Below are 23,110 nucleotides of genomic sequence, written 5' to 3'. Positions count from 1 at the left end.
TCGTGGCTTCTATTTAACCACATTTTTGGTTTTTTTGGCTATGTTCAACTCTCCACAGTCAAATAAAGATCTAAATAGTTAATAATAGATTTATTTGCCCGGTGCGGATACACTAATGCAAAAAAAAGTAATAATGATGGATCATATGAAGATAAAATGGGATCCAATTTTTTAGATTCGCTTACTAAATTATTCCATTTTTCTGGAGTTTTTGGTAATTCATCATGAACCTTTCCATCGCGGCATCTCCAAGTAAAAATATCCTCATTGTTATCAAATTCAAATGTTTCAAACCTAATATAAGAAATGTCATGCCAATTTTCCATTAAGGTTTTTTTCTTGTTTCTTCTTACTAACATCAAAATTAAAGTTTCCAATATGAAAGAACTTCCATTAAATTCCTTAAAATCAATTTTTTTAAGATTGGATTTAACAAGAATTTCGTTTAGTACCTTCTCAAATTGCCCAGGCTTATTTTTACCAACCATCCTTATCTGGGGAAGAACCTCGGCAAATTCCTTAGAAACATCAATTGCCATTATTTCTGTCAAGATATAGTGATAACTTTTTAATTCAAATTCGAGCCTTAAAATTCCTTCCAAAACATCCCTTAAATTATAATATGGATTAGGAAAACCAAAATCTTTATTTGGCTGGTTTCTATTAACAATGGAAAGAAACATATTTTCTAATAATGAATAAGCAATTTCATTCTCATCTTCTTTTTCTAAATACTTAATTATACTAAAAAGAAAAGGAAATGCCGATTCTCCCCAAAAAAAGTAGTTATCCTGATTTTCTTTTATTAATTCAAATAATTCCTCATTCACCTTGTAATCTTCTTTAACAAGTGACAAGTGGATTTCAAGTGTAGATAAAGTACCTAAAACCAGTAGAATTCTTGAATTATATGAAGCTCTATTTTCTCCAATCATGCTTCCTTCAAAGAAATCTTTCTTTTCTAATACTTCATCTTGTAGTAAGGATAAATTTCTTTTTATTTCCAACATTATTAATTCCACAGATTCTTCCCATTTATCTTTCAATCCGGATTTATGTGCAAAACGCATAATTGATGCAGCTAAACAAGTCCATGCTTCAAATAGTGCAAAATAATTCTCTTTGTTTTGAAATGGATCCAATAAATAACTAACAATAATAAGACTACTTGATACAGCATTTATTTTATCGGATTCTCTTACCATATCTCGACTAAAAATGATTTGATCTAAAAAATCAATAAATTGGTCTTTTGGTAATAAATCACGACCATCACTATTTAAAAGCCCTAAAAATAAACTAAAATCATCAAATTCTTGAGGGATGAACTTTCCTTGAGCCTTTTTAAACATTTTTAATAATTCATGTATATCAATAATTTTTAATTCATTATATCCACGTGATACATAACTGGAATTATGGCCATTAATTTTTGATATCGCATAACTGTTTACAACTCCGTTCATTACTAAATGAGATTGATGGGTCTGTCCTGGTTTAAATGAAGGATGATTAATGGGTATTTCTACTAGTTCATCTATTTGGGATTTTATGTTTCGCCAGTCGGTCAAGTTCATGTTCCCACTTTTTAATTGAAAAGCATGATAATTACCATCAGAATCTATAGCGATAATGTCTTTGCCATCTTCAAGCGGGCCATGTGTATTTTTAACTAATTCATATTCATTAAGAAGTACCTGAAAAAAAGCAGCTCTATAATTAGTTTCATTAGTTTTAGTCAACCAATTTTCTATTGCTTTCTCTATCATCCCATTCTTTCCTCTTTTCAACAATTATTTCATCTAATCTTTCGTTAAATTCATCTAAATGACTTGGGTTTCTTTTGAGGTATTCGGATAACCTTTTATCTTGGTCAATAATTGTTTTTGGATGCATGAAAAAGGTGGGTAAATAAGGATTGCCATTTTCATCAAATTCAACTTGTATTTTTTCTAAACCATCTAAATACAATTCAGTAATTAATTTTCCTTTACCATCCAACTTATTCCCTGTTTTAGTCACAGCTATATCTATTTCTTTAAAAAATTGTTTTGTAATTTTATCTGATATCTCTTGAACAGCCTTTAGGCATTTTTCAACGAAAAACACTATACCCTTATCTAAAACTTCTTCATCTTTAATTGAAAATCTACTATCAACTTTTTCATATTCATGTTCAACATAATCTCCAGCAGAATCAATAAAGGAATGGCTTTTACCTTCAAAACGCGTTTTTTTCCGTATTTGAGAAAGAAAAGTTCCATCATGGACTTTATCTGAAACAGTTAAAAAAATTGAATTTTCTAACTTATTTTTAATGGATGGAAAATCTGGAAGCAAATTATCACCATAAGGTATTATCTAAATAGTAGTTGATATTATTATTCTCTAATTTAATAATCATCTATCAAATGAATTCATTTGCATTGAATATTTCTTTAATTAGACCTAGAAAAATAACAAGTTTTATATCTAGCTTGCCTTATATCAAAATTTGATACTTGGAAGTAGATTTAACCCAAAACTTGATATCTTTTTTGGAAGATAAAGGTTATCTTCCGTAGAATTTCTTCATTTCTATTCTCTTCATTTCTATTCAACATAATCACCATTATAATCTTAACTCGATTCAATGACCGTATAACGCCCTCTTCCTTCTATTTCCCTTACCTTATCCACAACCAGCTGGTAGTCCTCAGCATCCTGGTATCCTTCCAGAATCGCTGCGAAACACTCTCCACTTATTTCATGATGAATGCCACTTAGGGCCTTTTTGAAAACCAGAAGGTCCACCCCTTTGTCTTCGGTTAACTGGGAGATTTTACCCAGCCCGAAGTCAATGAAGATTATTTTGTCTCCATTTAACAGCAGGTTGCTGGTGGTGAGGTCTCCGTGTATTATACCGCAATGGTGCAGCCTGGCTATACTTTCTCCAATCTTATTACAGATGGTGGTAATTTCATCCAGCTTAGAATCATCAATAACATCCTTAACCAAATTTCCATCCATTTTTTCCATGGTGATGGTACTTTCCTTAATATTGATGTCGTAAACCAGGGGAGTCACTACTCCGCAGCGTTTAGCCTCATTTAATAGTTTAGATTCACCTTTGGTCCGAGTTTTACGGAGAATGTTGTCTATTTCCTTTATCCGATAGCTTTTAGGTATTCTTTTTTTAACCATCACCGCATGGTCTAGATACAGATCCTGGTAGAGATTAGCCTCAGCCCCCTTGGCAGCCAGTTCTTGAGGTAATTCTAATAATTCACTGGCTTTTTTCATCCAGGGAACTGGTACTTGGTCGGTACGGTAGCGTTGGATTATGTTGGTGTTATTTAGGTCCTGTCTGGCCCCGTTTTTATGCATCAACTGGCCCATCCAGGCAATCATGGCACCGTTATCTCCACAGTACTCCATGGGGGGTATAAAAAATTGGGCATAATGTTCCCGGGTCATGACCGAAACCATCTCTCTGAGACGTTGATTGGCAGCCACCCCGCCCACCAAGAGAATTTCCTTCTTCCTGGAATGGGCCAGGGCCCTCTCCGTAACTTCCACCAGCATGGCAAAAGCCGTCTCCTGTAGACTGAAGCACACATCCTCCAGGGATTCTCCCCCTTCATACTTCCGTAAGGCGGCGGTTAAAAGACCTGAAAAGGCCAGATCCATCCCTTTAACTGTGTAGGGCAGATTGATATAGTTACTGGATTTATTAGCCAATTCTTCAACCCGGGGTCCTCCTGGGTGGCCCAGATCAGTTTGTCTAGAGAACTGGTCCAGCATGTTACCGGCGGCGATGTCCAGAGTCTCGCCAAATACTTGGTACAGACCTGAATCAAAGGCAATTACCTGACTGTTCCCCCCGCTCACGTATAATGTGACCGGGTCTTTACAACCGGTGGTTAATCGACCGATTTCCACATGTCCCACACAGTGATTCACTCCTAGGATGGGAACATCCAGCCGGAGGGCTAAGGTCCGGGCGGCGGTGGCCACGGTGCGCAGGGCAGGCCCTAAACCCGGTCCCTTGGAGAAGGCCACCAAATCAATGCCGTTTAGATCTAATTGGGCCTCTTCCAGTGCTTCGCTTATTAGTTGGGGTAGGGACGCGGCGTGGTGATCTGCTGCCTCTCGAGGGTGAATTCCCCCAGAATCAGGGATCAATTGTTTGCCCTTTGATGCCAGAATTTTTCCTTCATCATCTACGATGCCCACACCGGTCTTCTCGGCAGTTCCTTCTAAACCTAGACATATCAAAAAATCACACCAAAATCTATGGAAATTTTAAATAATGATCTATTTCCATTTAATATCTAATTTTAGGAATGTTTTTTGACTCCAAATATGGGAGTATCATCAAGGCTAAATAGGAGCTTATCGTTCTGATCTGTGGACTTTACCAGTATGCCTGCGATGCATCTACCCCACTGACCAGCACTGCTGTGGTGGAATATTCGACAAGTCGTCAACCAGTTCAACTCATCGCATTAACTAGGCCTAATTGGAAGGGACATGACCGGAAGGGACATGGCCAACGCAGCCATGAAAGTCTAGGATAACCATTAAAAGCGCATTTAAACTGCAGAATGGATATAAAGCGCTATTTGCTGGCTTTTACTTATTCTCATGCTGATGCGGGAATGGTGCTCCTACATCAAAGAAAAACTATATTATGGGGATCGATAGGAGATCCCATTCTAGTTCATTAAGTTTTTAAATAAATTGTCATCTTTGGTGAACATCTTTAATTTTAAATATAGTTTTGACTTATGAATATTCAGAAAGAGGCTTTTACAATGGAATCAAAAAAGAAATATGTCCTCATAACTCTTTTAGCTGTATTAATTATAGCTGTAACTGGTTTCATATACTACGTTTCTGACTACTATCCCGCAGATAACGCAGCCCGGGCTGCACTATCCTCCAATACTTCCTACACGGTAGAGAATACTGATGATTCTATCACCTTCACCCCCACTGGGAACCAGAGCATTACCGGCATAATCATCTATCCAGGGGGTAAGGTAGAGGCGGAGAGCTATTCAGTTTTGGCTTCTAGACTCGCCGCGAATGGTTACACTACTATAATCGTGAAAATGCCCTTTAATTTAGCAATTTTCGGGGTAAATAAAGCCGATAAGGTCATGGTCAGTCATCCGGAAATCACATCCTGGGTCATGGCCGGCCATTCCCTGGGCGGTGTTCTTGCATCGGACTATGCAGTGAACCATCCCGAAAAAATTAAGGGAGTCATTTATCTGGCTGCCTACCCCGCCGCCAACGCTTCCAACGCCACCTTTAAGGCCTTATCAATAAGGGGTTCCCAGGACGCGCTGACCACCAGTGGAGATATTACAGCTAACCTTAACAAGTTCCCAGCCAACACTACCTTCGTAACCATAAGTGGTGGTAACCACTACAACGTTGGTGATTATGGTGTCCAGGCTGGAGACAATAACGGCACCATCACCCGGCAGCAACAGCAGAGTGAAACAGTTAATTACATACTCCAATTCCTTAAAAGCCTATAATAAGTTCGAAAATAAGAGCAGAACAGATGATAACATGGATAAGGCCATTAAAACATACGGATCTATAGATAAACTCCCCGAACTGAATGGAAAAGACGCACTATTTCTATGCACCATAGCCAGCACCTTAACATCCCGCATACCTGGCATAACCGGGGCGGGGGCAACACCAGAACTAACTGATTACACTCCGGCGGCTGATGTGGAGTTAATTGTCCACGGAGAACCTACCTGTCTCACAGAGATACCGCAAACTATTGTGAATGGGGCTGCAGCACCCACTCCAGCAGTGATTACCAAAGCCGCCCTGGAACTGGCAGATATCCCCTTTCTAGTGGCAGATGCTGGGGCTGCAGTCAAACCGAACCTGCCTTATGTTAACATCAATGATGAACCCGGTTCTAACATCAAAACCGGTCAGGCGGTTTCTAATCCCCAGTTAATATTCGAACAGGGAAAAATTCTGGGCGAGCTGCTTTCCCGTCTTACTGGTCATATTTTCATTGGTGAAAGCACCCCCGCCGGCACTACCACGGCTCTGGGAGTATTGCAGGCCCTGGGATATGATGCCTGGGGAAAGGTCAGTGGCAGCACCCCTGAAAATCCCCACAGTCTTAAACAGGAACTGGTGGAGCAGGGCCTGAAGGTCGCTGGCCTCTACGGTCACGGACCCCAGGACCCTTTCAAAGCGGTACAGGCGGTAGGCGATCCCATGATTCCTGCCGTGGCGGGAATAGCTGCTGGAAGCCAAGCACCAGTAACGCTGGCTGGTGGAACGCAGATGACAGCGGTGTGCGCTCTTTTAAAAGCAGTTCATCCTGGATTTGCCTTTGATGACCTTTCCATTGCCACCACCATCTTCGTGGCCCGGGACGATACTTCGGATATTAACTACCTCACCCGCCAGATCGATGATATCACCATCTTCGCCGTGGATCCCTTCTTTGAAAAATCAGAAAATGAGGGATTAAAAAATTATCTTAATGGAACGGTGAAGGAAGGAGTGGGAGCTGGTGGAGCAATGCTGGCCGCTCTTTTAAGGGGTGTCCCCATGGATGATATTCGTTCTAGAATCGAAGATCTCTGTAGAGAGATCTTCTAATATTCTTATTATATACTTAATAGCTTAGTTGGAGTGGGCGAAAGATACTAAGTTATTCGCCTTCAAAGGACCACTGTTAATATTAAGGTTATGATTCCCACCGTCCAGCAGTAATAGGCGAATATGACCAAACTGTGCTTTTTTATATAGCCCATCAGAAACTTGATGGCTAAATAACTGAATATCATTGCAGATATCAATCCACCAACAAAAGAGCCGGTGCTTATATCGAAACCTGCAGTCAAATCCTTTAATTGAATCAACGCTGCCCCTAGAATCGCGGGAATGGATAATAAGAAGCTGAAACGGGCTGCCATTTCGCGGTCAAAACCCAAATAAAGGCTGGTGGCTATGGTGGCTCCGGAACGGGATATACCGGGGGCGATGGCGCATCCCTGGGCAATACCAACTATTAATGAGTTGGTAAAGGATATTTCTTTGGTTTTCTTCTCCCCACGAGGCATTCTCTCCACACCCCACAAAATAAAACCAGTAATCAACAGAAAGAATCCTACAGCGCTTACTGAACTGAAAAGACTTTCAAAAAAGTCTTTCAGCAAAATTCCCATGAGTCCGGCAGGTATGGTTCCTACCAGTATCAGCCAGGCGAGTCTTTTGAACTGGTCATTTCTGATTTCTTCTTTGAATCTTCCTCGGGGTATGTCTGCCAGGCTGGAGAAAAAGGCTTTGATCATGGCTATTACATCACTCCTGAAATAGGATATCACGGCGATGAGAGTTCCCACGTGGAGCAGGGTGTCGAAGGCCAGGCTGGATTCTACTCCCAGAAGTTCGGGAACGATAACCAGGTGAGCTGAACTGCTTATGGGTAGAAATTCCGTTAATCCCTGAACCATACCCAGTATTAATGCTTGAATGATATTAATATCCATTTTATTACACCTACAATTATTGGATGCTAACTAATTAGAACTAACTAATTAGAAGTTATAAGTTTTTACTTTTAAGTTATAAGTTATAATTAAACATCAGAGAAAGGTCAACCATCCGTACCTGTCTTCAGTATTTCCTTCCAGGATTTCGAAAAAACTATCCTGTAACTTCTTGGTTAATTGGCCCCTTACACCGTCCCCGATGGTGATCTGGTCCACGGAGCGTATGGGCGTAACCTCGGCCGCGGTACCGGTAAGGAACACTTCATCGGCCAGATACAACATCTCCCGGGGGATCTGCTGTTCAACCACTTCTAGGTCCATATCCCTGGCCAGGGTGATTATGGAGTCCCGGGTGATGCCGTTTAAAAGTGAGGAGGACAAGGGGGGCGTGTAGAGGATACCCTCCTTTACCAGGAAGATGTTTTCTCCACTGCCTTCACTGACCATACCACCGTAGTCCAGCATGATGGCCTCGTGGTAGCCATTGAAGAGGGATTCCATCTTGGCTAACTGGCTGTTCATGTAGTTAGAACCAGCCTTGGCTAGGTTGGGCATGGTATCCGGGGCCATCCTCCTCCAGGATGATACTCCCACATCTACCCCCAGCTCCAGGGCTTCCTCTCCCAGGTACTTTCCCCAGGCCCAGGCCGCGATAACCGATTCCACGGGGCAGTTTAAAGGATAAACACCAAGCTCGGCATATCCCCGGAAGACCAATGGCCGGATGTAGCAGGCTTTAAGCCCGTTAATCTTCACGGTTTCCAGAATAGCTTCTCTAAATTCATCCTGTGAGTAGGGGATGTCCATCCGGTAGATCTTGGCCGAGTTGTATAAACGGGCCACATGCTCTTCCAGGCGGAATATGGCCGGGCCTTGTTTGGTGTTGTAACAGCGGATTCCTTCAAAAACACTGGATCCGTAGTGTACAACGTGAGATAATACGTGAATGTTTGCTTCTTTCCAGTCAACGAACTTTCCGTTGAACCATATTTTTCCTGATTCGTCAAAGGCCATGTTATCCCTCCAGTTCTTTTAGGTTGGCTGCCATAAAAAATCTTTTGTTAATTTGTGCACGACATTAGTTGCATTCCTCCATTCGGTGCTACTAGTAAAGTATAAATACGCTGCTCACCAAACCAGAGGAATGTTCAAATCAGGGCCGGTGGTCTAGGGGTATGATACCTCGCTTACAACGAGGTGACCAGGAGTTCGAATCTCCTCCGGCCCACTAAACATCATTTTTTCCTGTTTTGTAAAGGTTTCCTAAGAAGAGTAAATTTTAATCAGCATGTCAATAATATAATAGGAAGTCAGATGGGCCGGTGGTCTAGGGGTATGATACCTCGCTCACACCGAGGTGACCAGGAGTTCGAATCTCCTCCGGCCCACTACCAAATACAGTTAATTTTCAGCTCATGTTATAATTTTTTTTAAGATATGTTTAGATTTCAAATCTATATTTTAATCTTTTGAGGCGAGTGACGACAAGGGTCACTCATCTAAAAAATACTCAAAGTAAGGATCTTCTTAGCCTAGAAGTACAGAATAAGTAGCACGTTTATCAGCAAGGCTACGAAAAAAACGGTAGTACCTTTTACCAGGGCGGCATTCAGGTCACGTTCCAGGATCAACACCAAGCCGTAGGAAAGAATAGCCGAGGAAACGATGGTGGACATACCACTCATAGCGGTGCTGTTGGAACTTAGTTCTACTAGGTAGGTAATTAATTTGGATAATAACAGCACGATGATGATGAGTACGATGGGGTTTTTTACTAGGGGCCTTAACCTTGGCCATACTGGTTCAGAAGGCTTTCTTGTACGGCCGGTACTCTTTTTTAAACTGCCCTTTCCACGGGATAAGAATCCGAGTGATACACTGGGGCCACTGGATGAAGAAGGTGTGTAATCCGTTTCTTCCTCCACATCCTCATAATCCACCACACTCTCTTCTTCCACTAGTTCTTCCTGGTGCTGGGTGAAGCGCTTGGCAAGGACCATGAGTCCATCTTTATCAATAAGTTTAATATTGCGACGTCCAGCATAATTGTTGGCGCTGTCTGTGAAGTAGGAAGTGGTAACCACCACTACTTTGGATGCCTTCAGGGTTTTGGCCACCATTTCCATTTCTTTGAGGACGTCCATGCCGACTTCCCATCGTTCATCATAATTTTTACAGGCCACCACCACTCCGATATCACCTAGAATAGTGGGTAGAACTCCATAGATATCGATGATGTGTCGCGAGGTTTGAAAATTCTGGTAAACTTTGAACCCAGATTCCTCCATTACCCTGGCCATGAACCTGACCAACCTGTTTTTATCCACTTCCCTCACCAGCTCTCTTGATCAAATCATTGACAACCTATTTCATTATTTAACAGTAATATTATTTCTTCTCTACCTTTTTATACTTAAAACTGTTCCTTTCCTATCCCTTAACTACCACACAAACTATTTAGAGGTGTGGGTATAAATCTAGCTTCATGGCTATTCTCATTACCAACGACGACGGTTTCAACTCATCGGGCATCATGGCCGCAAAAAAGGCAGTGGAAGGACTGACAAAAATACAGGTAGTTGCACCAGCTACTCAACAGAGCGGAATTGGCCACGCTTTGACTCTATTTGAACCAATTAGGGTCACTTCTGTTACCTTGAGCGATGGAGATCACGCTTTTTCAGTATCTGGAACTCCCACCGACGCAGTTATACTCGGAATATATCAACTGGCCGAAGAAAAACCGGAACTAGTCATATCTGGTATCAACATTGGAGAAAACCTGGGAAAGTCTGAATTATCTACTTCGGGTACTATTGGGGCGGCCATGGAGGCTGCTGTTCATGGAATACCTGCCCTTTCCGTATCCTTGCAGGTAACCCGGGGTGATATAAAATTCCATGATGGCCATGTTGATGTTGATTTTGCCCATGCCCAGAGGATGGTCCGGAGGGTTACCCAGCAGATACTTAAAAAGGGATTACCGGATGGTGTTGATTTTTTGAATCTTAACATTCCATCCCACCCTCACAATGACCAGATTAAAATCACCAATTTAGGGGAAAGAATGTATCGGGTTCATATCACCGAGAGACTAGATCCCCGGGGAAGACCATACTACTGGATCGATGGAGATCCTGTGGAAGATGATAATGAGGGCACCGATGTACATTCCCTAAAAATCGAAAATACAACCACTTTAACTCCAGTATCCCTGGACTGCACCGCTTCCCTTGATTTGATGAAGGGATGGATCTGATTTAATCCAAGTTAATAGGTTTTTGAAGGTAAATTTTGATGGAAGCTAAAGATTTCAGGCAGCGGACCATTAAGAAAGGATCTATTGTTAAATATCTGGGAACCCTAACTACCGGCAGGGTTCAGCAAATACGGGCGGAAGGTGAACATGCTTGGATAAAGATGGATTCCACTGGTCTTTTTTATCGGTCTGATTATCTTATCTTGATTGATGGAGATATTGATTTGAACAAGAAAAGTAAGGAACTCAAGCCTGGTGAAAAAGTAAAGAAATTAAAAAGAATATCCCCCACCGAAATTTCAGACCATGGAGATGGTCCCGGTTATGGTGGTGGCTAAGATTATGGTTTTATCCTATTTCAAATCCTATTTTAGAGATAAATAATTTTTAGAGGTATAATCACCTTGAAAATCAAATTGAATATGAATTTTGAGGCTTTTAATAATCTTCATATATTCTACGGTAGAACTAATTGTTGGTCCAATCAAGCTTTCACGATACCATTTTTTCTACTGTAGAAATAAAATTTCAAAAAACTTAATATGCCGATGGTATTCCTAGTAAAAACGTGCTAATTTGTCATAAAAGCTATTATTAATTATCTGGGAATTATCTGGGAAATTCTAAAACTGTTCTGCCTTTATACCTAAAATTTCCTTTGCACCCTGAAATACATCACGGGCAATCTGAGCGCTGCCCATGGAACCCGAGGTAGGTGGTAGTAAGACGCATTCACCTACATTTTCCAAGTCCTCTGCTAGTCTACCGTAGAAATCATAGGGTTCGCGCAGGGATCCCACTGACCCGGTCATAACCACGCCCTCTAAATTTTTCCGGGAAATTCCATTCAAACCCCAAATTTCCATTAAAATCGTCATTAACATGGTATCCATTGCGAGCTTAGCCTTGAAGTCCCCAAGTTGGTACCTTTGCAGGAGAACTTCCCGGGCACGGGTGACTTCTTCATCCAAACCCGCTACTTTCACTGCTCCTGCCTGCGAAAAACATTGATTGGCCGTTTTAATACCCTCATCTATATCTCTAATCATTTCCAGGTCTAAAGGCCCGTGTATTATCCCCATAGCTCCGAGACAGGCATCCATTGCCCCAATAATTTTAGCATCCTCCAGCAGGATGCTTACCGTGTTGGAGCTGATATCTGCTACGATGAAGTCCTGAAAACCAGTCTCTAAATGGGCGTTGTAGCAGATACTGACCTTTTCGGCACTGGCCTGATGAGAATAAGCAGCTCTGAAACGTGGGTCAAGTGATTCGCTGTTTTTATGCAGACCTGGTATCAGGATGGTGGGTATCTGGGACTGCTCTATTTCATCATATACGAAGGTACCTCCCCCGGTAACTTTCCCGGCACCCTCAATGGAAAGTATCCCCCGGTCAACAACCTTCCCTATGGGGGTTATCTTCGAAATACCATCCCCCATGGCATAAGTTATGGCCATAAGGTCAATTTTCTCTGGATCAACCCTCTTGAAAAGTTCATTCATGGCTGAAACTTCGCCACGAGATAATTGAACCCGGCCTATTTTGAAATGCACAGGTTCATCGTCCAGCACAGTGAAGGAGACACCGGTAGTACCGTGATCCATTCCCACAAAGACCATTTAGTACCTCAATTAAGAATTATAAATTAATAATGTGGATTATTTTTCAAGTCCACATAGTTTCCTGAGTTTACGACCTTCTTTTTCAATTTGTAGATCTGCTTCCAGGTCGCGTAGCCGGTTTAGTTGAGGTTTACCGGCTTGGTTTTCCAGTGCCCATTCTTTGGTAAATTTACCGTTTTGGATTTCCTTAAGAACCTTTTTCATCTCGGAACGGGTTTCATCAGTTATTAGCCGTTCTCGACGAGATAATCCTCCAAATTCAGCGGTGTTACTTACGTCGTGCCACATTCCGGCGAATCCTTTCTGGTAGATCAGGTCCACGATCAGTTTAAGCTCGTGACAAGTCTCAAAATAGGCCAGTTCAGGTTGATAGCCGGCTTCCACCAGGGTGCTGAACCCTGCTTTAATTAGCTCGGTGACTCCACCGCACAGAACCGCCTGCTCACCAAAAAGGTCGGTTTCAGTTTCTTCTTTGAAGGTGGTCTCTAGAACACCGGCACGAGTTAAACCGCAACCCTGCCCCATGGCAAGGGCAATAGCCATGGCCTCTCCAGTATAATCCTTTTCCACAGCCACCAGTCCTGGAACTCCAAATCCATCGACATATTGTTGTCTAACTGTAGATCCTGGTCCTTTAGGGGCAATCATGGTTATGTTAACGTTTTTTGGAGGTTTTATGTACTGGAAGTGGATGTTGTACCCGTGGGAGAAGGATATGGTGTTTCCTTCCTCCAGTCCGTCTTTTATAGACTGTTCATAGACCTGGGCCTGGATTTCGTCGGGTATGAGTAGGTGTATGATGTCTGCTTTTTGTGAGGCCTCTTCCACGGTCATAACTTCAAGACCATCCTCTTTGGCCACCTTCCAGGAGCTACCATCCTGGCGTAGCCCAACCACCACGTTTAGGCCACTTTCGGCCATGTTCATGGACTGAGCCCTACCCTGACTACCGTAGCCTATAACGGCAACGATTTTATCTTTTAAAACATCTGTGTTCACGTCTTTTTCATAATAAATTTTCATATGATCGCCTCTTTAAAATTGGGAACTCCCTGGCAGGTATAAAACCAAATTTTCTGTCTAGTAGTTAAGGGAAAGTTCATTTATATAATTTTTTCTTGCCTTCTAAAATCCGAATCATCCTTTTAATCAAAAATTATCAAAAAGAGATGGAAAATTTATCTTAATAAGACATTATCTTATAAGATATATCCCATCAGATTGTTTTTGTCCCTCTGGTAATGGCGGTTGGCCCTGTTCTGGCAATTTCCTGGATTCCAAAACTCTGAAGGAGGTCAATGAGGGCATCAATCTTGTCGGGCGTACCGGTGATTTCGATGGTTAGATTATCGGGACTTACATCTATTATTCTACCCCGGAATATGTTGGCGTACTGAATTATCTCGGAACGGGCCTTTTCATGGGGAGCATGGGTTTTAATCAGGCAAAGTTCTCTTAAAACCGTTGATGGGGGGTCCAGGTCCCTGACCTTAATGACTTCGATGAGCTTGTTCAACTGTTTGGTTATTTGTTCGAGTACCTTCTCATCTCCCCTGGATATGATGGTCATACGGGCCATTCCGTCTTTTTCCGACGGACCCACGGTTATGGCGTCGATATTAAATCCTCTTCGTGTGAAAAGTCCGGCAACTCTCTGTAAAACACCGGGTCGGTGTAGAACCACGGCACTTATTATGTGGCTTCGCTCGTTGGTCATCTAATCACCTCCCTTTTCGGCTACAGAAGGTCGGTATGGTATTTCACCTGGAACTTCCCTTTCTACTTTGTATTCCCCCACGATCTCAGTTAAACCACAACCAGGCGGTACCATGGGCAGTATCTCGTTAGGATCGATTATTACATCGATAAGGGTTGGTTCTCCAGATTTAAGGGCTTCAGTGAGGGTCTCTTTCATCTCTCCAGGCTTTTCCACGCGATGAGCATTTACTCCAAAGGCTTCAGCCAGCTTTACAAAGTCCGGAACTTCACCCAGTTTGGTGTGGGATATTCGTTCCTCGTAGAAGAGTTTCTGCCACTGGGCCACCATTCCCAGGTAGCGGTTATCCAGAACACAGACCACCACCGGGATATCATACTCTTTGACGGTGGCCAGGTCCTGACAGACCATTAAGAACCCTCCATCTCCGCACACCGCAACCACATCCTCTTCCGGGAGGGCTACCTTGGCCCCCATGGCTGCGGGGAAACCGAATCCCATGGTTCCCAGTCCACCCGATGATATGAATTTTCGGGGGTTCATAGAATTGAAATAATGAGCCATCCACATCTGGTTCTGCCCCACATCGGTGGTGAGAATAGTATCATCCGTCACTGCTTCGGATATCTCTTTAATAACCTGTTGTGGCTTTAATGGAGTATCATCAAATGATAATCGTGGTATGCAGCTGCCTCGGAACTCTTTCACGTGTTTGGTCCACTCCTTTTTCTGGGTGCCTTCCACCTGAGATATTACCCGTATCAGGTGGGACAGGATTATCTTGGCGTCACCGACAATGGGCACATCCACTGGGATGTTTTTACCAATCTCGGCGGGATCAACATCGATATGGATAATTTTGGCCTTGGAAGCAAATTTAGACACATCCCCAGTGGTCCGGTCTGAGAAACGGCATCCAATCGCTATCAGACAATCACAGTCGTCCACCAGGAAGTTGGATACTTTACGGCCGTGCATCCCCAGCATTCCCAGTGATAGAGAATTATCCTCTGGGAAGCATCCTTTACCCATTAAGGTAGTAGTAACTGGTGCTCCAAGAAGTTCTGAAAGTTTAAAAACTTCTTCTGAGGAACCAGAAAGTATTACTCCGCCCCCTGCCAGTATAACTGGCTTTTTAGCTTTGAGTATGACGTCGGCGGCCCGTTTTATTTGTAAGGGGTGCCCCTTCTTGGTGGGCTTGTAACCGGGTAAATCGATTATTATGTTCTCGGGATATTCCAGTTCGGCTTCCTGTACATCCTTGGGAAGGTCCAGAACCACCGGGCCAGGTCGGCCAGTGGAGGCGATATAAAATGCCGATTTTATCATGGGGGGAATTTCAGAGGGGGACATTGGCTGAAAGCTGTGCTTGGTTATGGGCATGGTAATCCCCAGGGTATCCACCTCCTGAAATGCATCATTTCCAATCAAATGGCTGGCTACTTGTCCTGCCAGGGCTACCACTGGAGAAGAGTCCATGTAAGCGGTGGCTATGCCGGTAACCAGGTTAGTGGCTCCGGGTCCTGAAGTTCCGATGCAGACTCCGACTTTTCCTGATGCCCGGGCGAAACCGTCCGCAGCGTGTGCCGCGCACTGTTCATGCCTTACCAGTATGTGTCTAAGGTCAGAATCATATATTTCGTCATATAAAGGAAGCAACACTCCTCCGGGGTATCCGAAGACAACGTCCACTCCCTGATCAGTAAGTGATTGGATTATGGCTCTACTGCCCTTCATAAAAACACCTTAACCTATACTAAACATTAATACTATCCTACTCATAAACACTTCCTCTCTCCAACACTTTAATTCTTGTGATAGAATAGTAGTAGAGGGCGAAAAGTACATCCATTTTTTATAAGATTATGAATTTATAGATGCACGGGAGGGCTAGTTTATGAAGATATTGGTAGTGGGAACCGGCGCCCGAGAACACGTCATTTGCCAGGCTGTTCACCAGGACGCAGAATTATATTCATATATGAGTAAACAGAATCCGGGAATCGCAAAATTATCCAAAGAATTCCATATCGGAAGCGAAATGGAATTAGAAGCCGTTAAAAAACAGGCCATTTCATGGGGGGTGGATCTGGCCATAATAGGTCCTGAATCTCCTCTGGAAGAAGGTATCGTGGACTCACTTCAGGAAGCGGGAATCGCCTGTGTGGGACCGACCCAGGCAGCGGCCCGTATTGAAACTGATAAGGCTTTCATGAGAAAACTTTTCGTTGACCACCATATTGGAGGTTCAGTTGCTTACGGAGTATTCGGTGATGTGGAAGAGGCCGGGAATTTCATTGACGAATTTGATAGAGAGTTAGTGGTGAAGCCCGTGGGATTAACTGGTGGTAAAGGTGTAAAAATAGTTGGAGAACACCTTAAAGATGGTAAAGACGCTAAAAAATACGTTAAAGAGATTATCAATAACAAAATTAGCGGCCATGCCAGCGTGGTCCTGGAAGAACGCCTGGTGGGGGAAGAATATACCATTCAGGCTTTGGTCGATGGAAGCCATGTGATGCCCATGCCCGCTGCTCAGGATCATCCCCACGCCTATGAGGGAGATCAGGGCCCCATAACCGGGGGAATGGGATCATACTCCGACACCAATGGATTACTGCCTTTCCTGGATGAAAAAGCATATCAGGATTCGGTTAAGATCATGGAAGATACTATCAAGGCCGTTAAAAAAGAAGTGGGGCCCTATCAGGGCGTTCTTTACGGACAATTCATGCTCTGCAGTGATGGGCCACGTCTGGTGGAATACAACGCCCGATTCGGAGATCCCGAGGCCATGAATGTTCTTCCCATTTTAAAAACAAGTTTCGTGGAGTTATGTCAGCGAGTAGTTGATGGAAATCTTACAAAAGCATCTTTCGAACCTAAAGCCACGGTTTGCAAGTACCTGGTCCCCACTGGCTACCCAGAAAGCGGTAAAGCCAACTCTATCATCAAGGTAGATGAGGAGAAGATAAACAAGGCCGGCGCCATGGTTTATTATGCTGCGGTTAACCAGAAAAACGATCAAATATTCACTTCGTCTTCACGGGCTCTGGGTCTGGTGGCGGCTGGAGAAACTATCGCTGAGGCCGAGGAGATCTGTGAGAAGGCAACAGCTTACGTGGACGGGGATCTTTACCATCGTCGAGACGTGGGAACTGCTGAACTTATTCAAAAACGAATTAAGCACATGGAAGACTTATTAGCGAGTTGAGTATTTATTGTCCGGGTGAGTTTATAGGAGATGGTGAGAAATGCAACATGTTTTATCAGTGCTGGACATCCAAGACCAGATCAGTGACATTCTGAAACAGGCCCAGATTTTTAAACAGGGCCATGGAACAGTTGAACCTTTGAAAGGCAAGACCCTAGCCATGGTATTCGAAAAATCATCTACCCGGACCCGCATCTCCTTTGAAGTGGCCATGTATCAGTTAGGTGGCTTCCCTCTGTACCTTTCCACTTCGGACTTACAACTGGGCCGGGGGGAGATAATTGAGGACACTTCCCGAGCCATGACCCGCTACGTGGACGGGGTGATGATCCGTGCCCGAGAGCACCAGGATGTGGTTAAATTCTCCAGAAACTCCCGGGTGCCCGTAATTAACGGGCTTACCAATTTGGAACATCCCTGCCAGGCCTTAGCTGACATGTTAACTATACTGGAAAGGAAAGGATCCTTCAAGGTTAAAATGGTCTATGTGGGGGATGGTAATAACGTGGTTAACTCCCTGTTACTGGCCACCGCCCTTCTGGGTATGGACTTCACCGTGGCCTGTCCACCCGGATACGAACCCGATCCGGAAATTACAAAAGAAGCTTTCAAGATAGCTGAAAAAACAGGATCAACTCTGGAAGTAACTCCCCACGTTCAAAAAGCAGTGAAGGGGGCGGACGTTCTCTACACCGATGTTTGGGTTAGTATGGGTGATGAAGAAGAGGCAGATCAACGTTTAAAAGATCTTCAGGCCTATCAGATCAACTCAGAACTGCTTAAACTGGCTGATCCAGAAGCTGTTGTTTTGCATTGCCTCCCGGCGGTACGTGATCAGGAAATCACTGAAGAAGTGCTTAACGGTCCCCAGTCAGCAGTTTGGGATCAGGCTGAGAATCGACTGCATGCGCAGAAGGCGTTGCTATACTTTTTGCTTAAAGACTGAAGTATCCGTCTTTTTTTCTATTTTTTAAATAGAATTAATTTTAACATAAATTTAATCCATTTTTTTCAGGCATTGAGTGGTGTATTTTATGAATTCTTGCACTGCCACCTCGTAATCTACAAAGGGACATCCCTGGCGCTTATTAAATATGATGAAATATGCAAAGGCCATTATGTTGAAGGCCAGTACTTTATAGTCTATTCCAGCACCGGGTGCTGCAGTTTCTAGAAATTTTCCCAGGTTGTTTACACCATTGATCAGCACGGTTTCAGAGGTATTATGATTCTCGGTGATGAGTATTTTGACGTATTCAAAGTTTTTATCTTCCATCTCTATGACTGCTTCGATTAGGAATTTTAATAGATCCTGGGATTCGTCCAAAGGTTGGCTGAATATCTGGACTATGTCTGCAGTAATCCGATCATAATTCACCATTAGAACCGTGTGGAATAGATTTTCTTTACTCCCAAACTTTCTAAAGAGGGTCATCTCCGTAAAACCAGATTCTTTGGCTATAAGTTTGGTTTTAGCCCCGTCATATCCTCTTTCTGCGAATATTTTTAATGCTGCATCTAAAATCTTTTTTTCAGTCTTATCCATCTTATCCTCATTAGATGTTCTTCTTAATTTAAATATCTTCTTAAACAGAATTCATAACATCACATACTAACTGGAGATTCTATGCCCAGGAGTGCCAGGGAGTTCCGGATGGTAATCCGGGACTTATCCACCAACATCAATCTCAAATCCTCTTTTCCCGATCCTAAAACTGGCATTGACTTATAAAATCGGTTGAAGACTCCGGCCAGTTCCAGGGTATACTGGGCCACGGGATGAACTCTGCGAGCAGCTGCTGATTCCTCTATAACACGTGTAAATCTGGCTATGGTTTTAATTAGCTCGATCTCCATCTGATCCAGATCTTCCAAGTCATCCGCATCTACTTCAATCTCAGGGGGATAACTGGCTTTTTCCAGTATCTTGCAGGCCCGGGCGTGGGCATACTGGATGGAGGCACAGCCCCGTTCGAAACTCAGGGCCTCATCCCACTTGAAAACTATATGTTTCTCCGGGGATAACCGGGCTATATAAAATCGGATGGCACCCACTCCAATTATTTCAGCAATTTCACGTTGTTCTTCTCCATTCAACTCGGGTCTTCTATTTTCGAGTTCTTCCAGAGCTCTTTTAACAGCTTCATCCATTAAATCATCTACACTAATAAACACACCCCGTCTGGTGGACATGGACCCTTCTGGCAGGGTTATGAATTCATAGAAAATAACTTCTGGCCTACGGCATCCGACTAGTTCCAGCACCACACTCAACTGCTCCAGTGCCAGTTTATGGTCAGATCCTAAGATATCAATGGATATGTTTGCCTCTTCCGCTTTTTGTTCATGATAAGCCAGATCTCGGGTGGAATAAAGTGAAGTGCCATCGGACCGACGTAGAATCAGTTCTTTTTCTATACCAAATTGGTTGAGATTCAGGTACAGCACCTCATTTTCCTGGGTATAATCCTTCAGTTCCTCTAAAATAGCATCTACCTTCCCTTCCCGTATGAATTGACTTTCCCACACGAATTTATCGTGATGTATGTGTAGTCTCTGGGAAGTTTCCTTCACACCTTCCAGACATTTATCCACCACCTCCCTAAAAAGTTCCTCCAGCTGTGGTGGGAACTCCTGTTCATAAGTTTTTAGTATAGCGTCAATTTCTGTTTTTATCTCAGGATTGGCATTTAAAGTCTGGTTCACCTGGAAGTACAGCTTACCCATTTCCACGTCTGGTTTTTCTTCCGGATCCAACTGGTAATCCAGGTTTTGCAGTCCCCACACAATCATGGCGATCTGTCGTCCCATATCATTAACATAGTACTGGGTTTCCAGGGGATAGCCCCCGGCCCGAAGTACTCTGGCCAGAGAGTCCCCAATTATGGCATTTCGTATGTGTCCTATGTGCAGGGGTCCGTTGGGGTTTGCTGAAGTATGTTCCAAAATCACTGAATCGTTTTGAAGTTCTAACTGACCATATCCTTCATCTACTGATTCTAAAACCTCCCGGAAGAACATTGCATGGTCCAGGAAGAAGTTCAGATAGGGACCCCGGGCCTCCACCCGGTCAATGAGGGGTGGTAGTTCCAGGTTATCCATAATATTTTCAGATATCTCTGAAGGAGATCTTTTTAGCTTACCAGCCAGTTGAAAAGCCACATTCGTTGCCAGATCACCCATATTGGGGTTGGGGGGTTGTTCGAATTTGATTTCAACCTCTACGCCCCATTGGAGCTTGTTTATAGAGGCCTTCACTGATTCTGCAGCTTGATTTTCCAGTTTCCTGTACATGAATTCACCTTGTTAAATAAAAAAAATGATATTATAAAAGTTAAAATGAAGACTAAAGGCCCCTGATCCACAGGGTTAAGTAGCCGATTTTAGGGATTACCAGCGGATATTCTCCCCAACTTATCACCTTGGCCTGTACCTGATCCGGATACACCGGGGCAGGATCTGCTCCCGAATTATTGTCACCCTGGGTAACGTAATAGCTGCGTCCCTGGGCATCTTTCCCTGTGCTAATTATTCGGTGAATAACTGGTTCGGGGTACCATGTGGCTTGGTAGATGATTATGTCCCCTACCTGGAGATTATTCGGACTCACCTCTTCTATCCCCAGGAAATTGCTTTTTTCAATTAACACTACGTCGCCCCGGTAGAATACGGGTTCCATGCTACCGGATACCACCACGTTAAGGTGCTGGGCCAGCAAGATCCCGACCACGATGATAATTATGTAACTGGCAATTTCACGGCCAGTTGAACTTTTAGAATCTTCTTCTGGAAGTTTGCTCTTTTTCTGAGGAGCTTTTTTTCTGTTGGACATTCAATACACCTATCTTAGTATAGCTCCCTCATTAGCTGAACTGGCCAGTTTACGGTATCGGTCCAGCCATCCTTTAACTTCTTTCCCGGGATGAACCACCTTTCCCAGTCTTTGCTCAATTTCTTCAGGGGACAATAGAAGCTCAATTTTCCTGCGGGGCATGTCTATTTGGATAAGATCTCCATCCTCCACCACCGCTATGGGGCCACCAGCCTGGGCCTCAGGTGAGACATGGCCAATACAGGGGCCTCTAGTTCCTCCAGAAAATCTTCCATCGGTTATGAGCGCTACTTTGTTTATTTCCAAGCCGGATATGGCCGAGGTGGGATTGAGCATCTCTCTCATTCCTGGCCCTCCCTTGGGCCCCTCGTAGCGGATGACCACCACATCACCCTCCTCCACTGCTCCCTGGAATATGGCCTTCACACATTCTTCTTCTGAATTAAAGACCTTGGCCGGGCCCTGGTGCTGCAGCATATCCGGATCAACTGCTCCCTGTTTTACCACTGATCCATCAGGGGCTAAACTACCCTTTAGTATGGCGATTCCCCCTTCTTCATGGTAGGGATGGTCCAGGGGACGGATAACATTATGGTCCAGAACCTGGGCATCTTTAAGATTGTCTATTAAAACTTTACCAGTGCAGGTTAGTGCGTCCTGCTTTATCTTGGACTCCAGAACCTTTAGTACAGCAGGGATTCCTCCGGCCTGATGCAGGTCTAGCATGGTGTGCTGCCCCGAGGGGCTGATGGCGGTGATATGGGGCACCTTTCGGCTTAGCTCATCAAAAAGATCCAGGGTCACCTCCACTCCCTGTTCCCGTAATTCATTGGCAATGGCTGGTATGTGTAGTGTGGTATTACTCGAACCTCCTAAGGCTAAATCAGCCACAATGGCGTTGTAAAAGGCTGACTGAGTCATTATCTGGGATGGTTTCAGATTTTCTTCAATCATGGCCACTATCCGCTCTCCACTCTCCCGGGCGATCCACATTTTATGGGCATCCACGGCGTGGGTGGTGGCACAGTAGGGCAGACTCATGCCCATGGCCTCGGTGAGGCAGGCCATGCTATTGGCTGTGAAAAGACCTGCGCAGGAACCTGCTCCAGGGCAGGCGCAACGTTCCAACTCATCCAACTCTTCTAAAGTCATCTTGCCGGATGAAACTTTACTCACTGCTTCGAAAACGTTAATTAAATCCACAGATTGCCCTTTAAACTCTCCAGGTAACATGGGTCCGCCGGTAACTACAATGGAGGGTATGTCCAGACGGGCTGCAGCCATGAGCATTCCTGGCACCACCTTATCACAGGTGGGTAGCAATACCAGTCCATCCAGGCTGTGGGCTTGGGCCATGCTTTCTACCGTGTCGGCCACAATCTCCCGGGAAGCCAGAGAATATCGCATCCCATCATGGTTCATGGCCAGGCCGTCACAGATGGCCATGGTGTTGAACTCGAATGGAACACCTCCAGCATTACTTATTCCAAGTTTAATAGATTCTGCAACTTTTTTTAGATGAATATGTCCGGGAACTATGTCCGTAAAACTATTAGCCACGCCAATGAAAGCTTTTTCCATCTCGGAGTCGGTTAAACCACAGGCCCTTAAGAGGGAACGGTGCGGGGCTCTTTGAATACCCTTTTTTATGGTGTCGCTTCTCATGCCATCACCTGATATAAGAATAATAGAAGTGAATTTACTACCCATTAATATGTTCTATCATTGGGTGCACATATCTTTTATAATAGGATCCTATTGTGAAATGACCACAGCTTCAAAAGGGACAAAGGGCTGTATTGGCATCATCTCATCCATTTAAGGTTATAGATATGCTCCATATCTTATCTATTTACTTCCATTTTAGCTAGGAGTTATAATATTAAAGCATCGGGTCACTATTTTAATAGCCAGCACTTAACTCGTATTATAAC

The 23,110-nt window shown here is 43.7% G+C and carries 20 protein-coding genes and 2 tRNA genes; 8 read left to right on the top strand and 14 right to left on the bottom strand.

All coding sequences use genetic code 11. The annotated features are described in order from the left end of the window. Window positions 1-44: 44 nt before the first annotated feature. The 3 genes from FGU46_RS05150 to FGU46_RS05140 form a co-directional block, all read right to left on the bottom strand. Window positions 45-1,769: a hypothetical protein gene (locus tag FGU46_RS05150; protein ID WP_286478016.1), complete on the bottom strand. Its 1,725-nt coding sequence runs from the start codon at window positions 1,767-1,769 to the stop codon at window positions 45-47. Beyond that, entirely contained in the window at window positions 1,735-2,340 is a 606-nt protein-coding gene (locus tag FGU46_RS05145; RefSeq protein WP_286478009.1) for a hypothetical protein, read from the bottom strand. The genes FGU46_RS05150 and FGU46_RS05145 overlap by 35 nt, the downstream gene beginning before the upstream one ends. Window positions 2,341-2,619: 279 nt before the next feature. Further along, on the bottom strand, window positions 2,620-4,257 hold the full coding sequence (locus FGU46_RS05140; protein ID WP_286478006.1) for a bifunctional N(6)-L-threonylcarbamoyladenine synthase/serine/threonine protein kinase: 1,638 nt from the start codon (window positions 4,255-4,257) through the stop codon (window positions 2,620-2,622). Window positions 4,258-4,796: 539 nt separating this feature from the next. Here FGU46_RS05140 and FGU46_RS05135 point away from each other — a divergent pair. Together FGU46_RS05135 and cobT are read left to right on the top strand one after the other, a co-directional pair. Beyond that, entirely contained in the window at window positions 4,797-5,531 is a 735-nt protein-coding gene (locus tag FGU46_RS05135) for an alpha/beta hydrolase (protein WP_286478001.1), read from the top strand. A 34-nt stretch (window positions 5,532-5,565) separates the two neighbouring features. After that, window positions 5,566-6,633, top strand: coding sequence for a nicotinate mononucleotide-dependent phosphoribosyltransferase CobT (gene cobT / locus FGU46_RS05130; RefSeq protein ID WP_286478570.1), 1,068 nt, complete (start codon window positions 5,566-5,568; stop codon window positions 6,631-6,633). Between the two features lie 62 nt (window positions 6,634-6,695). On the opposite strand, the gene FGU46_RS05125 is transcribed toward cobT, so the two are convergent. Continuing rightward, window positions 6,696-7,520, bottom strand: coding sequence for an undecaprenyl-diphosphate phosphatase (locus tag FGU46_RS05125; protein WP_286478567.1), 825 nt, complete (start codon window positions 7,518-7,520; stop codon window positions 6,696-6,698). Between the two features lie 102 nt (window positions 7,521-7,622). Then, the gene (ilvE, locus tag FGU46_RS05120) at window positions 7,623-8,543 is read right to left on the bottom strand and encodes a branched-chain-amino-acid transaminase (protein ID WP_286477997.1); all 921 of its coding nucleotides are present in this window, start codon (window positions 8,541-8,543) and stop codon (window positions 7,623-7,625) included. A gap of 142 nt (window positions 8,544-8,685) precedes the next feature. On the opposite strand from ilvE, the gene FGU46_RS05115 reads away from it, so the two are divergent. Further along, window positions 8,686-8,757: transfer RNA gene (locus tag FGU46_RS05115), tRNA-Val, on the top strand. Between the two features lie 88 nt (window positions 8,758-8,845). Beyond that, window positions 8,846-8,917, top strand: a tRNA-Val gene (locus tag FGU46_RS05110). Between the two features lie 144 nt (window positions 8,918-9,061). Here FGU46_RS05110 and FGU46_RS05105 read toward each other — a convergent pair. Beyond that, the gene (locus FGU46_RS05105; protein WP_286477990.1) at window positions 9,062-9,856 is read right to left on the bottom strand and encodes a restriction endonuclease; all 795 of its coding nucleotides are present in this window, start codon (window positions 9,854-9,856) and stop codon (window positions 9,062-9,064) included. Window positions 9,857-10,014: 158 nt separating this feature from the next. On the opposite strand from FGU46_RS05105, the gene surE reads away from it, so the two are divergent. Then, window positions 10,015-10,788, top strand: coding sequence for a 5'/3'-nucleotidase SurE (gene surE, locus FGU46_RS05100; protein WP_286477972.1), 774 nt, complete (start codon window positions 10,015-10,017; stop codon window positions 10,786-10,788). 38 nt (window positions 10,789-10,826) lie between these two features. After that, the gene (locus tag FGU46_RS05095) at window positions 10,827-11,126 is read left to right on the top strand and encodes a DUF2098 family protein (protein WP_286477960.1); all 300 of its coding nucleotides are present in this window, start codon (window positions 10,827-10,829) and stop codon (window positions 11,124-11,126) included. 285 nt (window positions 11,127-11,411) lie between these two features. On the opposite strand, the gene FGU46_RS05090 is transcribed toward FGU46_RS05095, so the two are convergent. From FGU46_RS05090 to FGU46_RS05075, 4 genes are all read right to left on the bottom strand, one after another. Then, the gene (locus FGU46_RS05090; RefSeq protein ID WP_286477950.1) at window positions 11,412-12,410 is read right to left on the bottom strand and encodes a methanogenesis marker 12 protein; all 999 of its coding nucleotides are present in this window, start codon (window positions 12,408-12,410) and stop codon (window positions 11,412-11,414) included. Between the two features lie 39 nt (window positions 12,411-12,449). Next, a complete protein-coding gene (gene ilvC / locus FGU46_RS05085; RefSeq protein ID WP_286477941.1) occupies window positions 12,450-13,436 on the bottom strand; it encodes a ketol-acid reductoisomerase in 987 nt (328 codons plus the stop codon). A 193-nt stretch (window positions 13,437-13,629) separates the two neighbouring features. After that, the gene (gene ilvN, locus FGU46_RS05080; RefSeq protein WP_286477937.1) at window positions 13,630-14,130 is read right to left on the bottom strand and encodes an acetolactate synthase small subunit; all 501 of its coding nucleotides are present in this window, start codon (window positions 14,128-14,130) and stop codon (window positions 13,630-13,632) included. Further along, a complete protein-coding gene (locus tag FGU46_RS05075) occupies window positions 14,131-15,867 on the bottom strand; it encodes an acetolactate synthase large subunit (RefSeq protein ID WP_286477931.1) in 1,737 nt (578 codons plus the stop codon). It abuts the gene before it with no gap. A 160-nt stretch (window positions 15,868-16,027) separates the two neighbouring features. On the opposite strand from FGU46_RS05075, the gene purD reads away from it, so the two are divergent. Both purD and argF read left to right on the top strand, forming a co-directional pair. Continuing rightward, window positions 16,028-17,344, top strand: coding sequence for a phosphoribosylamine--glycine ligase (gene purD / locus FGU46_RS05070; RefSeq protein ID WP_286477925.1), 1,317 nt, complete (start codon window positions 16,028-16,030; stop codon window positions 17,342-17,344). A 40-nt stretch (window positions 17,345-17,384) separates the two neighbouring features. Then, window positions 17,385-18,290, top strand: coding sequence for an ornithine carbamoyltransferase (argF, locus tag FGU46_RS05065; protein ID WP_286477918.1), 906 nt, complete (start codon window positions 17,385-17,387; stop codon window positions 18,288-18,290). A gap of 51 nt (window positions 18,291-18,341) precedes the next feature. Here argF and FGU46_RS05060 read toward each other — a convergent pair whose 3' ends face one another. Genes FGU46_RS05060 through ilvD form a run of 4 tightly spaced genes read right to left on the bottom strand, consistent with a single transcriptional unit; the run spans window position 18,342 to window position 22,841 of the window. Further along, entirely contained in the window at window positions 18,342-18,890 is a 549-nt protein-coding gene (locus FGU46_RS05060) for a TetR/AcrR family transcriptional regulator (RefSeq protein ID WP_286477911.1), read from the bottom strand. 59 nt (window positions 18,891-18,949) lie between these two features. After that, window positions 18,950-20,638, bottom strand: a complete 1,689-nt coding sequence (gene argS / locus FGU46_RS05055; protein ID WP_286477904.1) for an arginine--tRNA ligase — start codon at window positions 20,636-20,638, stop codon at window positions 18,950-18,952. Between the two features lie 52 nt (window positions 20,639-20,690). After that, window positions 20,691-21,176, bottom strand: coding sequence for a signal peptidase I (locus FGU46_RS05050; RefSeq protein WP_286477899.1), 486 nt, complete (start codon window positions 21,174-21,176; stop codon window positions 20,691-20,693). Between the two features lie 9 nt (window positions 21,177-21,185). Continuing rightward, window positions 21,186-22,841 (bottom strand): dihydroxy-acid dehydratase, encoded by a 1,656-nt coding sequence (gene ilvD, locus FGU46_RS05045; RefSeq protein WP_286477894.1) that lies wholly within the window; start codon window positions 22,839-22,841, stop codon window positions 21,186-21,188. Window positions 22,842-23,110 lie beyond the last annotated feature (269 nt).

This window comes from Methanobacterium sp. CWC-01, from assembly GCF_030323845.1.
Taxonomy (GTDB): domain Archaea; phylum Methanobacteriota; class Methanobacteria; order Methanobacteriales; family Methanobacteriaceae; genus Methanobacterium; species Methanobacterium aridiramus.
This window is presented reverse-complemented; position numbering and strand designations above follow the sequence as displayed.